At 64.3% G+C, this 19,245-nt stretch carries 17 protein-coding genes; 7 read left to right on the top strand and 10 right to left on the bottom strand.

The window, feature by feature from the left end; translation table 11 throughout:
- The first annotated feature begins 405 nt into the window (after window positions 1–405).
- On the top strand, window positions 406–1,440 hold the full coding sequence (locus tag AS156_RS21140) for a cysteine synthase A (protein ID WP_066508255.1): 1,035 nt from the start codon (window positions 406–408) through the stop codon (window positions 1,438–1,440).
- A 142-nt stretch (window positions 1,441–1,582) separates the two neighbouring features.
- On the opposite strand, the gene AS156_RS21135 is transcribed toward AS156_RS21140, so the two are convergent.
- Genes AS156_RS21135 through AS156_RS21120 form a run of 4 tightly spaced genes read right to left on the bottom strand, consistent with a single transcriptional unit; the run spans window position 1,583 to window position 6,085 of the window.
- Window positions 1,583–2,323, bottom strand: coding sequence for an amino acid ABC transporter ATP-binding protein (locus tag AS156_RS21135; RefSeq protein WP_066508357.1), 741 nt, complete (start codon window positions 2,321–2,323; stop codon window positions 1,583–1,585).
- A gap of 11 nt (window positions 2,324–2,334) precedes the next feature.
- On the bottom strand, window positions 2,335–3,843 hold the full coding sequence (locus AS156_RS21130) for an amino acid ABC transporter permease (protein ID WP_066508253.1): 1,509 nt from the start codon (window positions 3,841–3,843) through the stop codon (window positions 2,335–2,337).
- Window positions 3,840–5,045 carry an amino acid ABC transporter permease gene (locus AS156_RS21125; protein WP_066508252.1) on the bottom strand — a complete coding sequence of 402 codons (1,206 nt, stop codon included), beginning with the start codon at window positions 5,043–5,045 and terminating at the stop codon, window positions 3,840–3,842. The genes AS156_RS21130 and AS156_RS21125 overlap by 4 nt, the downstream gene beginning before the upstream one ends.
- Window positions 5,046–5,068: 23 nt before the next feature.
- Window positions 5,069–6,085 carry an amino acid ABC transporter substrate-binding protein gene (locus tag AS156_RS21120; RefSeq protein WP_066508251.1) on the bottom strand — a complete coding sequence of 339 codons (1,017 nt, stop codon included), beginning with the start codon at window positions 6,083–6,085 and terminating at the stop codon, window positions 5,069–5,071.
- A 325-nt stretch (window positions 6,086–6,410) separates the two neighbouring features.
- On the opposite strand from AS156_RS21120, the gene metC reads away from it, so the two are divergent.
- From metC to AS156_RS21095, 5 genes are all read left to right on the top strand, one after another.
- The gene (gene metC / locus AS156_RS21115) at window positions 6,411–7,607 is read left to right on the top strand and encodes a cystathionine beta-lyase (RefSeq protein WP_066508250.1); all 1,197 of its coding nucleotides are present in this window, start codon (window positions 6,411–6,413) and stop codon (window positions 7,605–7,607) included.
- 282 nt (window positions 7,608–7,889) lie between these two features.
- On the top strand, window positions 7,890–8,693 hold the full coding sequence (gene cpaB, locus AS156_RS21110) for a Flp pilus assembly protein CpaB (protein ID WP_066508241.1): 804 nt from the start codon (window positions 7,890–7,892) through the stop codon (window positions 8,691–8,693).
- A 13-nt stretch (window positions 8,694–8,706) separates the two neighbouring features.
- The gene (locus AS156_RS21105) at window positions 8,707–10,182 is read left to right on the top strand and encodes a type II and III secretion system protein family protein (protein WP_082747663.1); all 1,476 of its coding nucleotides are present in this window, start codon (window positions 8,707–8,709) and stop codon (window positions 10,180–10,182) included.
- 30 nt (window positions 10,183–10,212) lie between these two features.
- The gene (locus tag AS156_RS21100) at window positions 10,213–10,944 is read left to right on the top strand and encodes a CpaD family pilus assembly protein (protein WP_066508237.1); all 732 of its coding nucleotides are present in this window, start codon (window positions 10,213–10,215) and stop codon (window positions 10,942–10,944) included.
- Window positions 10,945–10,949: 5 nt separating this feature from the next.
- Entirely contained in the window at window positions 10,950–12,221 is a 1,272-nt protein-coding gene (locus AS156_RS21095) for a CpaE/TadZ family protein (RefSeq protein ID WP_066508235.1), read from the top strand.
- An 85-nt stretch (window positions 12,222–12,306) separates the two neighbouring features.
- Here AS156_RS21095 and AS156_RS21090 read toward each other — a convergent pair whose 3' ends face one another.
- On the bottom strand, window positions 12,307–13,143 hold the full coding sequence (locus AS156_RS21090) for a tetratricopeptide repeat protein (protein WP_066508233.1): 837 nt from the start codon (window positions 13,141–13,143) through the stop codon (window positions 12,307–12,309).
- A 126-nt stretch (window positions 13,144–13,269) separates the two neighbouring features.
- Window positions 13,270–13,515, bottom strand: a complete 246-nt coding sequence (locus AS156_RS21085; protein ID WP_066508231.1) for a PilZ domain-containing protein — start codon at window positions 13,513–13,515, stop codon at window positions 13,270–13,272.
- 272 nt (window positions 13,516–13,787) lie between these two features.
- Here AS156_RS21085 and AS156_RS21080 point away from each other — a divergent pair, with 272 nt between their 5' ends.
- On the top strand, window positions 13,788–15,476 hold the full coding sequence (locus tag AS156_RS21080) for a Na/Pi cotransporter family protein (RefSeq protein ID WP_066508229.1): 1,689 nt from the start codon (window positions 13,788–13,790) through the stop codon (window positions 15,474–15,476).
- On the opposite strand, the gene AS156_RS21075 is transcribed toward AS156_RS21080, so the two are convergent.
- The 4 genes from AS156_RS21075 to AS156_RS21060 all read right to left on the bottom strand — a co-directional run bounded on the left by AS156_RS21075 (window position 15,477) and on the right by AS156_RS21060 (window position 19,236).
- Window positions 15,477–15,815: a lipid-A-disaccharide synthase N-terminal domain-containing protein gene (locus tag AS156_RS21075; RefSeq protein WP_066508227.1), complete on the bottom strand. Its 339-nt coding sequence runs from the start codon at window positions 15,813–15,815 to the stop codon at window positions 15,477–15,479.
- Window positions 15,815–16,576, bottom strand: a complete 762-nt coding sequence (locus AS156_RS21070) for a glycosyltransferase family 2 protein (RefSeq protein ID WP_066508222.1) — start codon at window positions 16,574–16,576, stop codon at window positions 15,815–15,817. Before AS156_RS21070 ends, AS156_RS21075 begins: the two co-directional genes overlap by 1 nt.
- A gap of 67 nt (window positions 16,577–16,643) precedes the next feature.
- Window positions 16,644–17,489 (bottom strand): phosphatase PAP2 family protein, encoded by an 846-nt coding sequence (locus tag AS156_RS21065; protein ID WP_066508221.1) that lies wholly within the window; start codon window positions 17,487–17,489, stop codon window positions 16,644–16,646.
- 1 nt (window position 17,490) lies between these two features.
- Complete coding sequence (locus tag AS156_RS21060; RefSeq protein ID WP_066508219.1) at window positions 17,491–19,236, bottom strand: ArnT family glycosyltransferase; 1,746 nt, start codon at window positions 19,234–19,236, stop codon at window positions 17,491–17,493.
- Between the last annotated feature and the right edge of the window lie 9 nt (window positions 19,237–19,245).

The following is a 19,245-nucleotide window of genomic DNA, read 5'->3' as shown; positions in this document are numbered from 1 at the left end:
CGCCACGTCGCTATGACGACCGCGGCGCCATTAGCAGCGAAGGATCGCACCGCTGTACGCCAACTAGACGGCGATGTGGAGCGGCGGACAATCGGTCTGCGTCAAAGCGGAATGATCGCGCATCGATGCCTAAAATGCTGCGCCAGGGCGATCGATCATCGCGAATTGATCGTCGGAGGCTTCTGCGCACAAACGCACGCGAAACGCGCGATCCTGAGGAAGATTCTGCCAGATGCTGCGGTGGCCGCAAAAGCGCGTTCTACGCGCCTTGCGGGACATACGCGACCCCGGCTGGATGGAGGTAAATTGAGCCCTCTTCGCCGCAGTGCAAAAGCCTTTCCCTTTTGCGATCAGCGCACTAGGTTCGCGCCGAGCAAACATCGACCGGCAAAAGATCATCCTGACATGACATTCAACAAAGACGTCGTCGAAGCGATCGGCAATACCCCCCTCATCAAGTTGGAGCGTGCGTCCGAGCTGACCGGCTGCACCATTCTGGGCAAGGCCGAGTTCATGAATCCCGGCCAGTCGGTCAAGGACCGCGCCGGCAAAGGGATGATTCTTGAGGCCGAGAAGCGCGGCGACCTGAAGCCGGGCGGCCTTGTCGTCGAGTCGACCGCGGGCAATACCGGCATCGGGCTGGCGGTCGTTGCGAGCGCGCGTGGCTATCGCACCCTGATCGTCATTCCGGAGACCCAAAGCCAGGAAAAGAAGGACATGCTGCGGTTGTGTGGCGCCGAACTCGTCGAGGCGCCGCAGCTGCCCTTCTCCAATCCGAACAACTATCAGCATCTCGGCCGGCGTCTTGCCGAGCAACTCCGCAAGACGGAGCCGAACGGCGTGCTGTTCGCCGACCAATGGAATAACCTCGACAATCCCAAGGCGCATTACGACTCCACGGGACCGGAAATCTGGCAGCAGACCAACGGCAAGCTGGACGGCTTTATCTGCTCGGTCGGCACCGGCGGCACCCTCGCCGGCATCAGCCGCTACCTGAAGGAAAAGAACAAGGACATCGTGACTGCATGCGCCGATCCGCACGGATTTGCGATGTACGAACTGTTCAAGAATGGCCAGGTCAAATCGACGCCGGGCGACTCGATCACCGAAGGCATCGGGCTCGGACGCAAGACGCCGGTCGTCGAGACGGCGAAGGTCGACGACGCGTTCCTGGTTTCCGACGAGGAGGCCGTGACAACCATCTACGAGCTCCTGCAGCACGAGGGGCTGTGCCTGGGCGGCTCGACAGGTATCAACATCGCGGGCGCGATCCAGCTCGCCAAGCAGCTCGGCCCCGGCAAGACCATAGTCACGATCCTCTGCGACTCCGGCAATCGCTACCAGTCCAAGCTGTTCAATCCGGAGTTCATGCGCTCGAAGAACCTGCCGGTCCCGGAATGGCTGGAGAAGCGCAGCACGATCAAGCTGCCGTTGGTCTGAGGGTGCGCAAGCATTCGCAAACGTCATTGCGAGGAGCTCGCGACAAAATTGCAAAGCAATTTTGCGCCTGAAGCGACGAAGCAATCCATGCTTTCTATGCGGAAGGATGGATTGCTTCGCTTCGCTCGCAATGACGGCAAAATCACCGCAGGATCTGGCTCAGGAACAACTTCGATCGCGCGTGCTGCGGGTTGGCGAAGAATTCCTGCGGCGTGTTCGACTCGATGATCTGGCCGGCGTCCATGAACACGACGCGGTTGGCGACCTCGCGGGCGAAGCCCATTTCGTGGGTCACCACCAGCATCGTCATGCCCTCCCTGGCGAGGTCCACCATCGTGTCGAGCACCTCCTTGACCATTTCCGGGTCGAGCGCCGAGGTCGGCTCGTCGAACAGCATCACCTTCGGATTCATGCTCAGCGCGCGGGCGATCGCAACGCGCTGCTGCTGACCGCCGGACATCTGGCCAGGAAACTTGTTGGCCTGATGCGGGATCTTGACCCGCTCAAGGAACTTCATCGCGGTCGCCTCGGCATCCTTCTTCGGGATGTTGCGCACCCAGATCGGCGCCAGCGTGCAATTGTCGAGCACGGTGAGATGCGGGAACAGATTGAAGCTCTGGAACACCATGCCCACCTCGCGGCGGACCTCGTCGACGCGGCGCAGGTTCGGTCCGAGATCGATGCCGTCGACCACGATCTCACCCTCCTGGAACTCCTCCAGCGCGTTGATGCAGCGGATCAGGGTCGACTTGCCGGAACCGGACGGACCGCAGATCACGATGCGCTCGCCCCTGCCGACCTCGAGGTTGATGTCACGCAACACATGGAAATCGCCGTACCATTTGTTGAGACCGGAAATGCTGACAATCGGATCTGTGGACATGGTGACCTTGTTCAATGACGGCGGTGAGCGTTGAGCCGGTTTTCGACCGAGAGCGAGTAGCGCGACATTCCGAAGCAGAACACGAAGTAGATCATTCCCGCAAAGGCAAAGCCAGTAAATGCCGTGGTCGGCGTCGACCAGGTCGGGTCGGAGAACGTGGCGTGCAGCGACCCGAGCAGGTCGAACAGCGCCACGATCGAGACCAGCGAGGTATCCTTGAACAGCGCGATGAAGCTGTTGACCAGACCGGGAATGACATGGCGCAACGCCTGCGGCATCACGATTAGCGACGTGGTCTTCCACCAGGACAGGCCGAGCGCGCTCGCCGCCTCGCTTTGCCCGCGCGGGATCGCCGCCAGGCCTCCGCGCACCACCTCGGCCTGGTAGGCACCGGCGAACAACGCGATGCCGATCAGCGCGCGGACCAGGCCGTCGACGTTGAAATTGCCCGGCAGGAACAGCGGCAGCATATATGTCGCGAAGAACAGGACGGTGATCAGCGGTACCCCGCGCCAGAATTCGATGAAGGCAATCGAGAAGATCCGGATCAGGGGAATGGTCGAGCGGCGACCGAGCGCGAGCGCAATCCCGATCGGCATCGAGGTGACGATGCCGGTGACCGAGACCACGAGCGTCACCAGCAGCCCGCCCCACAGCCGCGTGTCGACGATTGGAAGTCCGCCGCGGTCGAGCCCCATCAGCTTGATCACGATGGCAATGCCGGCAAAGGTCAGGAGGCTTGCGACCAGCGCACGCTGCCCAGTCCGCATGCCGCCGCCGAGCACAAAGACGATCAGCGACACGATCGCCGCACAGACCAGGAAGTCGAACCACAGCGGCTGGCCGGACGTCTGGAGCTGATCACGCAGCCAGCTCAGCGGAAGGATCACACAGCCGATCAAGCCGCCGATCAGCACAATGACTTTGCCGATCCCCCAGAGCAATGGACCGATCGCCGAGCTCTGGCTGAGATTGACCAGGACCTGCCCTGCATTGACGATGCTGTCGTCGAACAGCTGCAAAAGACTGGCGATCCAGCTTACGCCGAAGCCGGTCAGGCCGCCGCCGCGCAGCAGGAAGAACGCGACCACAGGGAACGCGAAGAAGAACAGGCCCGCATTCGCGCGCTTCGCCGGCAGGCGCGGAACCAGCAGCGGCAGCAGCAATGCGGCCGCGAGGATGAAGGTCAGGTTGACGCGCCAGCGTTCGGCCGCCGGATAGAAGCCGTAGATCAGCTGCGTGAGCTTGGCCTGGATATAGGGCCAGCAGGCGCCGACATTCTCCCCAAGGCAGGCATTGCGGCCCTTGCCGGTCCAGACCGCGTCGACCAGCAGGAATTTGAGCGTGGGGATGACCGTGTACCAGAGCAGCGCCACCGCCAGGATCGTGAGCAGGATGTTGGTCGGCGAATTCAACAGCCGCGTGCGTGCGAAGCCGATGGAGCCGGTCGTCTTCACCGGTGCCGGCCGTTCGGGGACGAGGTCCTGCCGGACGAAGGATGCCGCGGTGATGTCGGTCATGCCCCGAGGCTCCGGTTGATCCGCCAGCCATACACGCTCATGACCGCGCTGGTGATCAGCGAGAGCACGAGATAGACGCCCATCGTGATGGCGATGATCTCGATCGCCTGGCCGGTCTGGCTCAGAGTCGTGCCGGCGAAGACCGAGACCAGATCGGGATAGCCGATCGCGACCGCGAGCGACGAGTTCTTGGTCAGATTGAGGTATTGATTGGTCAGCGGTGGAACGATGACGCGCATCGCCTGCGGCATCACGATCAGCCGCAAGGTGTCGCCGCGCGAGAGGCCGAGCGAGGAGCCGGCTTCCATCTGTCCCTTGTGGACCGACAGGATGCCGGCTCGGACGATCTCCGCGATGAACGCCGCAGTATAGGTCGACAGCGCGACCACGAGCGCAACAAGTTCAGGGATGACACGCGATCCGCCGGAGAAGTTGAAGCCCTTCAGTTGCGGCAGCTCGAAGGTCAACGGCACGCCGAAGATCAGCATCGTGACGGTCGGAAGCCCGATCAGCAGGCCAAGCACATAAGGCCAGATCCGGATCGCCTGCCCGCGCTGGAACAGCGCCCGCCGGGCGTAGCCGCGCAGCAGCAGCGACCCGAGGATACCGATGGCGACCGCCACAAGAAACGGATCGAGACCCACCTGGCCGATCGGCCGCGGAATCACCAGACCGCGATTGGACAGGAAGAAGGCGTTGAACAGGTTGATGCTCTGCCGCGGGCCCGGCAGCGCCGCCAGCACGGCGAGGTACCAGAACAGCAACTGGAATAGCAGCGGCAGGTTGCGCACGATCTCGACGTAGATTTCGCCGAGCCGCGACACGAGCCAGTTCGGTGACAGCCGGCAGAGCGCGATGGAGAAGCCGATGATGGTGGCGAACACGATGCCGATCCCCGAGACCAGCAACGTGTTCAGGAGGCCGACCAGAAACACCCGCGTGTAGGTGTCCGATCCCGTGTACGAGATCAGGTTCTGGCTGACGTCGAAGCCCGCCGTGTTCTTGAGGAATCCGAAACCGGAGGCGATCCGCTGCGTCTCGAGGTTGGCCCGGGCGTTGGCCACGATTTCGTACGTGACCCAGGCCAGCACCGCGGCAAACAGGATTTGCACGGCTAGACCGGTCCAGCCGGCCTGGCCGCCGAGCGCCCGCTTCACGCGGAGGACATATTGAGGCGGTGGTTTTCGGGGCTCGGTGGTCATCACCACGGCCGCTTCGTCGGCGATCAGCGGATCGGAGGCGCGTACTGGATGCCGCCCTTATTCCAGAGCTGGTTGAGACCGCGCGCAATCTGCAGCTTCGAACCCGCGCCGACGTTACGATCGAACATCTCGCCGTAGTTGCCGACGGCCTTGATGATCCGGGCGAACCAGTCCTTGGTCAGGCCGAGTTGTTCGCCGAGATTGCCGTCCGTGCCGAAGGCGCGCTTCAGGTCGGGCTTGTCCGACTTGGCCATCTCGTCGACGTTCTTCTGGGTGACGCCCATCTCCTCGGCGTTGATCTGGGCGAACAGCACCCACTTCACGATATCGAACCACTGATCGTCGCCGTGACGGACCATCGGGCCGAGCGGCTCCTTGGAGATGATCTCGGGCAGCACGACGTGATCAGCCGGGTTGGCAAGCTTCAGCCGCATCGCATAGAGCTGGGACACGTCCGAGGTGAACACGTCGCAGCGGCCGCTCTCATAGGCCTTCACGGTCTCGTCGGCGGAGGCGAACGCGATCACCTCATACTTCATGTTGTTGCCCTTGAAGTAGTCGGCGAGGTTCTGCTCGGTCGTGGTGCCGGTCTGCACGCAGACCGAGGCACTGTTCAATTCGAGCGCCGAGTTCACCTTGAGCGACTTCTTCACCATGAACCCCTGCCCGTCATAATAGGTCACACCGGTGAAGTTGGCGCCGAGCGAGGTGTCGCGCGACAGCGTCCAGGTGGTATTGCGCGACAGCACGTCGATCTCGCCGGACTGCAACGCGGTGAAGCGGTCCTTGGCCGACAGCGGCACGAACTTGACCTTGGTCGGGTCATCGAAAATCGCGGCCGCGATCCCGCGGCAGACGTCGACGTCGATCCCGGTCCAGTTGCCCTTGTCGTCCGGTGACGAGAAGCCCGGCAGACCCGCGCTGACGCCGCAGGACAGCATCCCCCGGTCCGTGACCGTCTTCAGGGTTTGCGCCGAGGCGGCCTGGACCGACAGGGCGGCGGCAGCGGCAAGGGTTAGAGCCAGGGGAACGCGTTTCATTGGCAGGGGCCTTTCAGAGGGTCGTCCGGTGGACGTTGCTTTTTGATCGCTTGGCGTCACGGGCCACCCCAATGATCCCTTTGCAGCAAAAAATGCTGATCCGACCGGCAGTTTGAGTGCAAATCGGTCAGGCAACAGGATCGATGGTCGCGGCAGGCCCCTCAACGTGCGGCGACTGGTAGTTGCGCCGCATCACATAGCGACTGACGAGCCGGGTCAAGGGGTTGACGCATGTCTTCCGCGTCCTGTTAGTAACACCTCCCGGCCTAACTCCGTCGTCCCGACGCGGTACGGCTGCGGCAAAAAGTCTTACGGCGACGATCCCATGACCTCTTCCGACGGCTCCACGCCCGCCCACCCGCAACACACCGCAACCCGCCTGGTCACGGCCGGCCGCGACACCAAGGCTCAAAAGGGCTTTGTCAATCCGCCGGTCTTCCATGGTTCGACCGTGCTCTACCCGACCGCGGAGGACCTCCACGCCCACCGCGCCGAATTCACCTATGGCCGTCACGGCACCCCGACCACGCAGGCGTTGCAGGACGTGCTGATGGCGCTGGAGGGGCCGCAATGCGCCGGCGTCGGGCTTGCGCCGTCGGGATTGGCGGCGATCTCCACCACCTTGCTCGCGGTGCTCAAGACAGGCGATCATCTGCTGGTCTGCGACAATGCCTATCGGCCGACGCGAAATTTCTGCAACGGTATGCTCGCGCGCTACGGCGTCGAGACCACTTATTTCGATCCGTTGATCGGCGCCCGTATCGAGGCGTTGTTCAAGCCCAACACCCGTGCCGTGCTGGTCGAGGCGCCGGGCTCGCAATCCTTCGAGATGCCCGACCTTCCTGCGATCGCAGCGGTGGCCCATGCCCGCGGCGCGCTTGTCATCGACGACAACACCTGGGCGACCCCGCTCTATCACCGTTCGCTCGAGCAAGGCGCCGACATCAGCATGCAGGCCGCCACCAAATATATCGGCGGCCATTCCGATATCATGTTCGGCACCATCTCGGCGAATGCGAAGGCCTGGCCGCTGGTCACGGAGGCGATCCGCCTGCTCGGCGTCTGCGCCGGACCCGACGATGTCTTTCTCGCGCTGCGCGGCGTGCGCACGCTGTCGGTCCGGCTCGCACAGCATCACCGCTCCGGGCTCGATATGGCGCGCTGGCTTGCTGCACGCCCCGAGGTTGAACGCGTGCTGCACCCTGCCCTCGAAACCGATCCAGGCCATGCGATCTGGAAGCGCGACTTCACCGGCGCGTCCGGCCTGTTCAGCATCATCCTGAAGCCGGTGCCGCAACAGGCGGTCGATACGATGCTCAACACGCTGACCCTGTTCGGCATGGGCTTTTCATGGGGCGGCTTCGAGAGCCTCGCGATCCCGTTCGACTGCAGCGAGTATCGCACTGCGACCAAATGGGTGCCGGGTGGACCGACGTTGCGGCTGCACATCGGCCTCGAGAATGTCGATGACCTCAAGGCCGATCTCGATCGCGGGTTTGCAGCGCTGAGGGCCGCGCGCTGATCCGCACACGCGCAACGCAAGGACAATGTTAACCACGGCTGTCGTGCCGTGGCATCGCGTATCGTGACCGACATCGCGCGCGTCGATCACCAGCGGCTCCGGGTTTTTGCGGGGGTGTGACAGTACCGATAACCAGCCGTTCACCATCCCCACCAATCCCTTAATCAGCCAAGCCTGCTAGCAAGTTCCCTTACACTTTTGCTGCCGTAGTCATGCTCCCGGGAAGGGCTGTCAGCACCGCAAGGTCGCGACCGCCTGGCGTAAGGGCATTCAGTTAATCACATGAAGACGGCACGCATCGTGGTCCTGGCCATTGCCGGCGTCGCAGGCCTCGCGGCCACGTATCTCGCGAGCACCAGCGGCAATAACAAGCCGGCGCCCGTCGCTCCGGTCGCGCAGATGCCGACGGTCGAGGTGCTGGTGGCCAAGTCCGATATCGGCCTCGGTCAGTCGATCAAACCCGAAGACGTGCAATGGCAGCGCTGGCCGGCAGAGACCGCGAGCAACGGCTTCATGCGCCGCGACGCCAATGCTGACGCGATGAAGGATGTGATCGGCTCGATCGCACGAGCTCCCTTCATCAACGGCGAACCGATCCGCGAGCAGAAGCTGGTCAAGGCCAACGGAAGCGGCTTCATGGCCGCGATCCTGCCGGCCGGCATGCGCGCGATCTCCACCGAGATCACGCCGGAGACCGGCGCCGGCGGCTTCATCCTGCCGGGCGACCGCGTCGACGTGATCCTGTCCAGGCGCGACAAGAATCCCGATCGTCTCGGTGCTGACGTCGTCGTCACCGAGACCCTGCTGTCCAACGTCCGCGTGCTGGCGATCGACCAGGCGCCGAAAGAGAAAGACGGCAGCAACTCCCTCGTCGGCAAGACCGCGACCCTCGAGCTCAAGCCGGAGCAAGCCGAGACGCTCGCCCGCGCCCGGCAAAGCGGCACGCTGTCGCTCGCGCTGCGTAGCATCGCCGACGCCAATGACAATACGGTCGAGACCTCGACCAACGAGCATGCCCCGAAGCGGGGCGAGAGCATCAGTGTGGTTCGCTTCGGCGTCCTCAGCTCTCAGACGGCACAGAAGTGATGGGGGCTTCGAGATGATATCGGGTGCAAGACAATCAAGAGCGCGGACCGCACTGGTCCGCTCAGTATCATCCTCCGCGGTCGCCGCGCTGATCGTCATCCCTGTCCTGTCCCCGGCCATTGCGGCAGATCCCGACAAGACGGCGGACGTGTTGGTAACCAACAGCATCCCGGTCAAGACGCACTTCGTCTCGCTCGGTGTCGGCAAGTCGGTCGTGGTCGACCTGCCCCGCGAAGCCAAAGACGTGCTCGTTGCGGACCCCAAGATCGCCAATGCAGTGATCCGCTCGGCGCAGCGAGCCTACATCATCGGCGCTGCGGTCGGTCAGACCAACGTGGTGTTCTTCGATGCCGACGGGGCGCAGGTCGCCTCCTACGACATTGCGATCAAACGTGACCTCAACGGCCTGCGCGCCGCGCTCAAGCAGATGCTGCCGGGCGTCAATATCGAGGGTGTCGGCGACAGCGTCGTGCTGACCGGATCGGTGTCTAGCCCGGTCGAAGCCCAGCAGGCCGGCGACGTCGCCGCGAAGCTGGTCGGCGGCGCCGACAAGGTCGTCAACTCGATCGTGGTGCGCGGCCGTGACCAGGTCATGCTGAAAGTGACCGTCGCCGAAGTGCAGCGGAATATCGTCAAGCAGCTCGGCATCGATCTCGGCGCCAGCATGAACTACGGCACCGCCGCGGTCGTCTTCAACAACAGCAATCCGTTCACCGCCAACAACGGACCGCTGGTCTCCGGCAACTCGCTGACCGCCGCGGCCCTGAACAAGGCCGGTGTGCCATCAGTCACCGCGACGTTGCGCGCGATGGAGACCGCGGGCGTGGTGCGGACCCTGGCGGAGCCAAATCTCACGGCGATCTCCGGTGAATCCGCGACCTTCGTGTCGGGCGGCGAATTTCCAATTCCGACCGGCGTGACCTGCCAGACGACGACATCGGGCACCATGGGAAACTGCGTGCAGACGGTCAGCTTCAAGAAGTTCGGCATCTCGCTGAACTTCACGCCGGTGGTGCTGTCCGAGGGACGGATCAGCCTGAAGGTGATGACCGAGGTATCCGAGGTCTCGATGGACAACGCCCTGACCGGCGGCCAGGGCGGAACGACAATTCCATCGATCAAGACCCGTCGTGCGGACACCACGCTGGAGGTCCCCTCCGGTGGTTCAATCGCGATGGCCGGCTTGATCCAGGAGCAGACCAAGCAGGCCATCAACGGTATGCCCGGCGTGGATCAGTTGCCGGTCCTCGGCCAGCTCTTCAGAAGCCAGGACTTCGTCAACAACGAGACCGAGCTCATGGTCATCGTGACGCCGTATGTGGTGCGCGCCGTCGCGCAAAAGGAACTGTCGCGTCCGGATGACGGGTTTGCCTCGGCCTCCGATTCCCAGTCGGCACTGCTGGCGCGCATCAATCGCATCTATGGCGTTGCTGCCCGCGCCGAGCCGATCGGAGCCACGCCGGCCAATTTCGGGTTCATCATCGACTGACACGGGTCTTGAGGGTTGGGGGATCGAACGATGACACGCAACGCACTCACCGGACGCGCCGCGGCACTGCCGCTGCGCGGCATCCTGGTCGTCACGGCCTTCGCGCTCGGCGGCTGCAACATGGCGACCACCGAAGTCGTGACCGGGACCGTTCCGGACGACTACCGGCAGCGCCACCCGATCGCCGTGACCGAAGGTGAGCAATCGCTCGTCGTGTTCGTCGGTCATTCCCGCGGCAACCTGACCGAGACGCAGCGCGACGACGTCGTGGGGCTGGCCCGCAATTGGCGCCGCGAGGGCACCGGTGCGATCGCCGTCGATGTCCCGGCCGATACGCCGAATGCCCGTGCGGCCGAGGGAGTCTATCAGGAGATCCGCGGCCTGCTCGCATCGATGGGCGTGCCCGGCCACGCCATCACCAAGCGGACCTATCACGTCGATGATCCGCGCGCGCTCCCGACCATCCGCCTGAGCTATCCCAAGATGGCGGCGGTGGCCGGCCCTTGCGGGGTGTGGCCGGCCGATCTCGGTCCATCGCTCGACAACCCCGCTTACATCCAGAACAAAGAGTACTACAATTTCGGCTGCGCCAGTCAGCGCAACCTGGCGGCGATGGTTGCAAATCCGTCCGACCTCGTACAGCCGCGCACCGAGACCGCTGCCTATACGCCGCGCCGCTCGATCGCATTCGACAAGTACCGCAAGGGCGTGGCGACCGCGACCTCCTATCCTGAAACCGAGAAGGCCAAGCTGAGCGACTAAGGCAAATGACCGCCCAACAACAAGACGAACCAGTTCATATCGACGATTACATCGCGCCGGCGCCGCGCATTTCGGTGCAGGCCTTCTGCGCCAGCGTTGCGACCGCCACCACCGCGCGCGCCGCCGCCGAGGATCGCCGCCTCGCCAAGGCGCACCTCTCGGTCCATATGGGCGGCATCGCCGCTGCGATCGACGCCTATCACAAGGCGCCGACGCCGAACGTGATCATCATCGAGACCGAGCCGGGCAACGATTTCCTCGCCGGTCTCGACGAACTCGCCTCGGTCTGCGACCCCGGCACGCGCGTCGTCATGCTCGGCAACGCCAGCGATGTCGCGCCCTATCGCGAGCTGGTGCGCCGAGGCGTCAACGATTACGTCGTCGGTCCCGTCAAGGTGCTCGACATCGTGCGTTCGATCTGCAGCCTGTTCTCTGCATCGGAAGCCGTCTCGGTCGGCCGCCTGATCGCGGTCTGCGGCGCCAAAGGTGGGGTCGGAGCCTCGACCATTGCTCACAACGTCGCCTGGACCATCGCACAGGACCTCGGGCTCGATTCCGTCGTGATCGATCTCGACCTCGCCTTCGGCACCGCCGGACTCGACTACAACCAGGATCCGGTGCAGGGCATCGCCAACGCCGTGTTCTCGCCCGAACGTCCCGACACCGCCTATATGGACCGCCTGCTCGCCAAATGCGGCGACCATCTCAGCCTACTGGCGGCGCCGGCCACGCTCGATCAGGTCTATGATTTCGGTGCCGATGCGTTCGATGCGATCTTCGATACGATGCGCATGACCACGTCCTGCATCGTGCTCGACGTGCCGCATCAATGGACGGCATGGACCAAGCGCGCGCTGGTCGGCGCCGACGACATCCTGATCGTCGCGGAGCCCGATCTTGCCAACATGCGCAATACCAAGAACATGATGAGCTTGCTGAAGACGTCGCGCCCCAACGACCGGCCGCCGCTCTACTGCCTGAACCAGGTCGGCATGCCGAAGCGTCCCGAGATCGAGGTCAAGGAGTTCGCCAAGACCATCGAGAGCCAGCCGATCGCGACGATCCCGTTCGACTGCCGGCTGTTCGGTGAAGCCGCCAACAACGGCCAGATGATCTCGGAGGTCTCCGCGCGTCATCGCACCACGCGGACCTTCCTGCAGATTGCGCAACGGCTGACCGGCCGCCCCGACCTCGCAGAGCAGCGCGAGTCGCTGCTATCGCCGATTCTCAGGAAGCTGCAAGGGAACCGCGACGCCAAGCGCAAGGCCGCGGGCTGATCGACCGAGGTCGTTGCCTGAACCAGAGCACAACGGAAAAAAAACCGGATCATGATGATCCGGTCTTTCGTTATGGGATCGCTGGCTAGTCGGTATTACGGTTGGCTGCGACCGGGATTCTGTCCTTATCGGTCCGGCTTGCGTCCTTGCGCGCCAGGAGCTTCTTCAGCGTGGCGACGTTGGCGGCGGCCTGGTCCGGCGGCAAATCCGCCTTCATGATGTTTTCGGCCTCGGACTGCCGGTCCTGAAGACCCACCACGACTGCAAGATTGGTTCGCACACGCATGTCGTCGGGCGCACGCTTCCGGGCCCGGCGCAGTGTCTCCTCCGCCTTCGGCAGATCCTTGGAGAGCAGATAGGACAATCCGAGATTGGAGAGCACCGACGGATCGTCGGGTCGGATTTTCAAGGCGTTTCCATAGTACTCGCGCGCCTCGTCATGGCGATCGAGCTGATCGAGCACGGCGCCCTGCGCGGACAGGATTCGCCAGTCCGGGTCTTCGGGAGTGTGCGCGCGCCCGAGCACCTCGAATGCCTGCTGGAAATTGCCGTTGTCGGCAAGCGCCCGGCCGTAGCCCGCGAGCAGCCGCCTGTTGCTGGGCTGGGCCAGCACCGCCTGCTCCATGACCGCGACCGCCTGCTCGCGCTGGCCGGTGGCGCGCAGCGCCTTGGCGTATTTGAGCGCGGCATCGACGTCCTTGGGATTGGCGCGGACGCGCTCGCGGTAGGTTTCGATGTCGCGCCGCGGATCGGCCGACGCCTCGCTCGGCTTTGCGGTGTCGCCCAGTGACCCAGTAATATCTCCGGCGATATCTGGCCCCGACGTCTGGCAGGCTGACAGCCCGACCAGCAGAACCGTAGCCGATATGGCGCCGGCGACACGGTTCACGCGGCTTATCTGTCGGGGAGATTTCTGGAACATCAACGGGACTCGGGAGAGCGAAGGTTCCCGGATGCTCACAGCTTAACCCTAAGTTCGGGTTAAGGCTGGCATTATGCCGCCGTCACACCAAGCGCCCACAGGCCCTGCCGCGCGCGGCTGGAGCCGCTAGTCGACGAATTGGGCGCCGAATTCGTGCCCGATCCGCCAGGCCAAGCGGCATTGGCGCGGGCTGCCGGTCGAGAAGATGATGGTGAATTCCGGCGGAATTTCCAGGTATTCGGCGATCACCTTGACGCCCCCGGACGAGATATCGGTAATCATGCAATCGCGCGGCAGCGAGCCGGTCCCGATCTGAATCTTGGCGACGCTTCTGCAGACGCGACGCTCGCTCTTGCGGCGATTCACAAACATCCTGATCCCCAAGCATGGCTGGACAAGTTTCTGGTTCCGCCAGTCATAGCGGGGAAAGATTGGGAACCGCCTAGCGGAACCTCTCGCAATTGAGCGGATGTATTCCGGATTGATTTACCTTCAGCCCCACGCCGAAGGTTAACGAGATCTTAATTCGCCTTGCCGCCGCACCGCCAGCGGGCCGGGTTCCATGAGAACAAAAAGGGGTTGATCCGCGGTCGATTGGCGATAGCGTGACCCCTTCGACTCGAATTCGCCGGGACGTCAACAGCATGGGAAGCATGGTTCTGCTCGATCTGATGGGAGGCGTAGCACTGCTGCTGTGGGGCCTTCATATGGTCCACAGCGGGATCCTGCGCGCCTTCGGCCCAGACTTGCGCCTGCTCCTGGCAAAGGCGCTGAACAACCGCTTCAGCGCCTTTGCCGCCGGCCTCGGTCTCACCGCCCTGCTCCAGAGCTCGACCGCGACCGCGCTGATCACCAGTTCCTTCACCGCCGAGGGCCTCGTCAGCCTGGTGCCGGCGCTCGCCATCATGCTGGGCGCCAATGTCGGCACCACGCTGATCGTGCAGGTATTGTCGTTCAACGTCTCAGCCGTCGCGCCGGTGTTGTTCATTCTCGGCCTCGTCGCGTTTCGCACCGGGCCGCGTTCCCGGATCAAGGACCTCGGCCGAGTCGCGATCGGCCTCGGTCTGATGCTGCTCGCGTTGCATATCCTGCTCGATACGCTGGCGCCGGCCGAGAACGCCCCCGGCGTGCGCGTCTTCATGAACGCGATCACCGGCGATCCCATGCTCTGCATCTTCATCGGCGCCATCGTCACCTGGCTGGTCCACTCCAGCGTCGCGAGCGTGCTGCTGGTGATGTCGCTGGCCTATTCCCAGTTCATATCACCCTACGCAGCATTTGCGCTGGTGCTCGGCGCCAATCTCGGCAGCGCCATCAACCCGTTGATGGAAGGTGCGCGCCGCGACAATCCGGCGAGCTATCGCCTGCCGGTCGGCAATCTCGTCAACCGCGTCGTCGGCATCCTGCTGGTGGCGCCGTTCCTTCGTCCGATCACCGAGCACATCCAGGCCTGGCAGCCTGATCTCGCCAAGGCGACCGCCGCGTTCCACATCGCTTTCAACGTCGCGACCGCGATCTTGTTCATCGGCGTGCTCGACACCATGGCGCGGGTGCTCAAGCGGCTGTTGCCCAAGCGCGTTCAGGAAACCGATCCGTCGCGGCCGCGCTATCTCGACGAGAGCGCGCTGGAGACGCCCTCGCTCGCGCTGGCCGACGCCGCGCGTGAGGTCCTATACATGGGCGATCATGTCGAGGCCATGCTCCGCAAGGTGATGGCGGCGATGATGACCAACGATCGCGCTTTGGTCGACCAGGTCTCGCGCATGGACAACAGCGTCGACAGCCTGAACGAGGCGATCAAGCTCTACGTGACCAAGCTCACCCGCGGCAGCCTCGACGAGCGCGAGGGCCAGCGCGCCATGGAGATCGTGGCCTTCGCGATCAATCTCGAGCATATCGGCGACATCATCGACAAGAATTTGAGCGAGCTCGCGACCAAGAAGATCAAGCGCCGACTGCAATTCTCGGCCGAAGGCGCTGAGGAATTGTCCGCGTTCCACAAGCGCACGATCGACTCGCTGCGGATCGCGTTCGGCGTATTCATGTCGGGCGATGTCAACGAGGCGCGCAAGCTCCTGACCGAGAAGACCGCGCTACGCGCGGCCGAGCTTGCCGCCGTCGAACGTCATCTTGATCGGCTGCGCGAGGGCCGGCCCGAGACCATCGAGACCACGTCGCTGCATCTGGACGTGCTGCGCGATCTCCGCCGCATCCATTCGCATATCTGCTCGGTCGCCTATCCGGTGCTCGACGCTGCCGGAGAGACCGCAGCCTATCGCGAGCGCGCGGCAAAGACCGCAGACCTGCCGGCGCCGGCCGCCGGCCGGCCGTGATCAGCGGTCCAGCGTTCTCGACGCCTTGCCGCGATTCTTCACGATCAGCATGATGTTGCGGACATAGATCAGCGTGGCGAGGCCCTGCCCGATGATGATCACCGGCTCGCGCTTGGCGAGGCCATAGACCAGGGTCATGAAACCGCCGCCCATCGAGAAGAACCAGAACGCCATCGGCACCACGCTCTGGCCGGCGCGCTCGCTGGAGATCCACTGCACCAGGAAGCGCGCGGTGAACAGCAGCTGCGCGACGAGGCCGAACGCCAGCCAGAAGTCGAACTTGGCGATAAACACGTCATAGAAATAGGCGTTCAGGGCCTGGCTGTATTGAATCAGCATTACCTCACCTCGGTCACGCCCGTCACTTCAGTGACGACCGGCGTCGGCTTCTTGCGGCGGATCAGCCACCACACGCCCGCGAGATCCATGATCCCGATCCAGAGCCGGTCGAAAAATCCGTAGTTCGACACGCCGGCATGACGCGGACGGTCGATCACGTCGACATAGGCGATCGCGAACCCCTCGCGGCGGACCAGCGCCGGCAGGAAGCGATGCAGCCCGTCGAAATAGGGCATCGACAGGAACACCTCGCGCGGAAACGCCTTCAGTCCGCAACCGGTATCGCGGGTGCCGTCGCGCAGGATTGCGCCACGCACCGCGTTCGCCATCCGCGACTGCATCTTCTTGAAGCCGGTGTCCTTGCGCCCGACGCGCTGGCCTGCGGCGAGGCCGACGCGGCCGTTGCCGCTCTCGACCGCCGCGATCAGGTCCGGCAGGAACCCCGGATCGTTCTGCCCATCACCATCGAGCGTCGCGACGATGGCGCCGCGCGCGGCGCGCACGCCGCTGCGCACCGCAGCCGACTGGCCTGACGACACGGCATGCCGGAGCTGCCTGAGATTGGGCCGATGCGCCATGATCGCGGCCAGCCGGTCACCCGTGGCATCGGTCGAGCCGTCATTGACGTAGATGATCTCGTAGGCCCAGCGGCCGTCGAGCGCTGCCGCGATCTCGGCGATCAGCGGCGCAATGTTGTCCGCCTCATTGCGCACGGGCACGACGATGGAGACGGCGACCGGCGTCTGGTCGGGAGGAGGCAAATCGGCACTCGTGGTTGGTGTTGTTTCCGGCTGGAACCGACCCGATCCGGCCGTCGGGCGACCGCTTTTATGGGGCGAAGGCGTTCCCCGCAACCCTTTTGAGGCGCCCTTTCGACGGTCCGGACAACGCCAGAACGGTGCCGTCGCGATCAATGGCGAAACCAAGGCGGCGGGCGGCGAACCAGTACCGCACGGTCATCGCGCCGATCACGCCGACCAGCGCGCCGGCCACCACGTCGCTCGGGTGATGAGCCAGCAGCACCAGCCGCGTCGCGGCGATCATCAGCGCGTAGAACAGCATGATGAAGCGTGCCCGCGGCCAGACCGCCGATACGGCGAACGCCAGCGCGAATGCCGTGATCGCGTGACCCGACGGGAAGCTCGAATAGGCCTCGGTCCCGGCGAAGTGCTGGAAGTTGAAGGCATTGGCCTTGCCGCCGACAAACGGCCGGCCGCGGCCGACGACCCATTTGATTACTTCACCCACGGCCACGGAGAACGCGACCGACAGAAACAGATATTGCAGCCGCGTCCCAAGGCCTAGCAGGGTCCCGCGCGACACGCCGTGTAGCGCGGGAGCCGCGAGCGCAACCACAATCAGCAGAATGCCAAGCGCCCACAGCACGTGCACGTCTTTCCCGAAATCCGTCAGGCTTCGCACCCACCACAGGCTCGGCGTGCCGCGCGGCGGCATCAGAGTGATCTCCTGCGCGTCGACAAGATACATCAGCGTGATGATCGCGGCGCCGGTGAAGACGACGAGCAGCAGCACATGACGGGCCGAGCGCCGCGCCGCCTCGGCCCGGCGCGAATGCGACGGCGCGCGAACGAGTTGCGCGAGGGACAGCCAGACCAGCGTCAGCAATCGTCCGAAATAGTTTCCGGTGTCCTGCGGCACGGTCGGCAACGCCATCTCATTCCGTTCCTTCGGAGCGGAAGATCGCAATCGAGACCGCCTTGCCCTGCGAGATGTTGTAACCCTCGATCCGTACCATCGCGTTGTAGCGCAGCCCGATCGCCTCGGCGCGTTGGACGAAGGAGCGCTCGGAACGCTGTTCGACCAGCGCGAAGCGGCAGGCGCCCTGCGACAGGAAATCGGCCGCCCCCGAGCCGTCGGTCAGGATCGTCGAGGTGTCGGTCATGAACACGAGGCTCGGCTCGAGGAACCCGGCCGCTGCGGCCTTCGGTCCGACGCACGTCACGGTGCGCAGGGCGCGCGCCACCTCCTGGCTCGGAAACACCGTCGTGAGTCGCGGCAACACCACGCCATAGGTGCCCGCGGCCATCAGGGCCGCGGCGATCACGGCGTTGAGCAGCGAGCGTTCGGCGCGGCTGTCCTCGAACAGACGCCAAGCAATCAACCCGAATACCATCGCAACCGCAAACAGCGGCCACGCCGGAAACACCGGCTGATGGATGGCCTTGATGGCGCCGATGATCACGAGCACCGAACCGGCCGCCGGGATCGCAAACCACCACGCCGAGCCGCGCGTGAGCCAGGTCGAGCGCGAAAGCACGCGCCGTTCCAGCGCGCCTGCGGTCAGGATCGCGATCGCCGGATAGAGCGGCAGCACGTAATGCGGCAGCTTGGTCAGCACGGCCTCGAACACGATCCAGGATGGGACCAGCCAGGCCAGCAGAAACTGCGCACCGGGCTCCCGCCGCGCGCGCCAGACCGCAGGCGCGGCCATCGCGGCGAGCGGCGCGCCGGGCCAGAACGTGATCCAGAACAAGAGAAGATAGAGCCCGGGCGGCGCGCCGTGGGATTCCTGCGCGCCGAGCTTGCTGAGCATGTCGCCGCCGACGGAGTCGGCAAAGAAGGTGTCGCCGGCGCGCAGGAAGATCAGCACGAACCACGGCAGCACCAGCACCAGCATCCACATCAGCCCCCAGACCGGGCGCATGCGCCCAAACCAGGCCACCGACTTGTCGAAGAGCGCGAGCACCGCCATCGCAAGCGCGACGAACATCAGGATCAGCGGTCCCTTCAGCAGGATACCGCCCGCCAGCGCCGTCCAGAAGATCGCGGGCGGTCCCCACGACGGATGCGTCGGGTCCTCGCCGCGCTGCCACGACAGATAGACCCTCGCCATCGCACCCATCGCTGCGGTGGCTGTGAACAGCAGCATCGCGTCGGTCTTGGCGAGCCGCGCCTCGACTCCGAGCAGCACGCAACTCGCCATCATCAATGCGGCGAGCACAGCGCCTTGCCGCGTCACGAAGGCGAGCGCCGTCCAGTAAGTCAGAAGCACAGCGCCGATCGCGCCAAGCAGCGACGGCACACGATAAATCCAGATGCGGACCTGAGCGCGTTGCAGCCCGAGTGCGGATGCGGTCTTTAATACGCCGGCCTGCAGCCAGTAGATGCCGACAGGCTTCTTGTAGCGGACGTCATCCTGGAAGCGGATATCGACATAGTCGCCGCTTTCGACCATCTGCTTGGTGGCCTGGGCAAAGCGCACCTCGTCGCGGTCGATCGGCGGGATGGTGAAGAAGCCCGGCAGGAACAGCACCAGACAGGTCAGCGTCAGGAACAGGACCGAACGCCAATTGCTGGCCGTTGCGAACTCGAACGCCATGAACAACCTGCGGCTCGAATGCGCAGGCCTTACAGACTGTTGCCCTGCTCCGAAGCGCCGGGGTTGGAGGCTATCCACCATGAGTTTCGC

It is taken from the genome of Bradyrhizobium macuxiense (genome assembly GCF_001542415.1).
Lineage (GTDB): Bacteria > Pseudomonadota > Alphaproteobacteria > Rhizobiales > Xanthobacteraceae > Bradyrhizobium > Bradyrhizobium macuxiense.
Note: the sequence above shows the minus strand (reverse complement) of the source record. Positions and strands in the feature narration are given on the sequence as shown.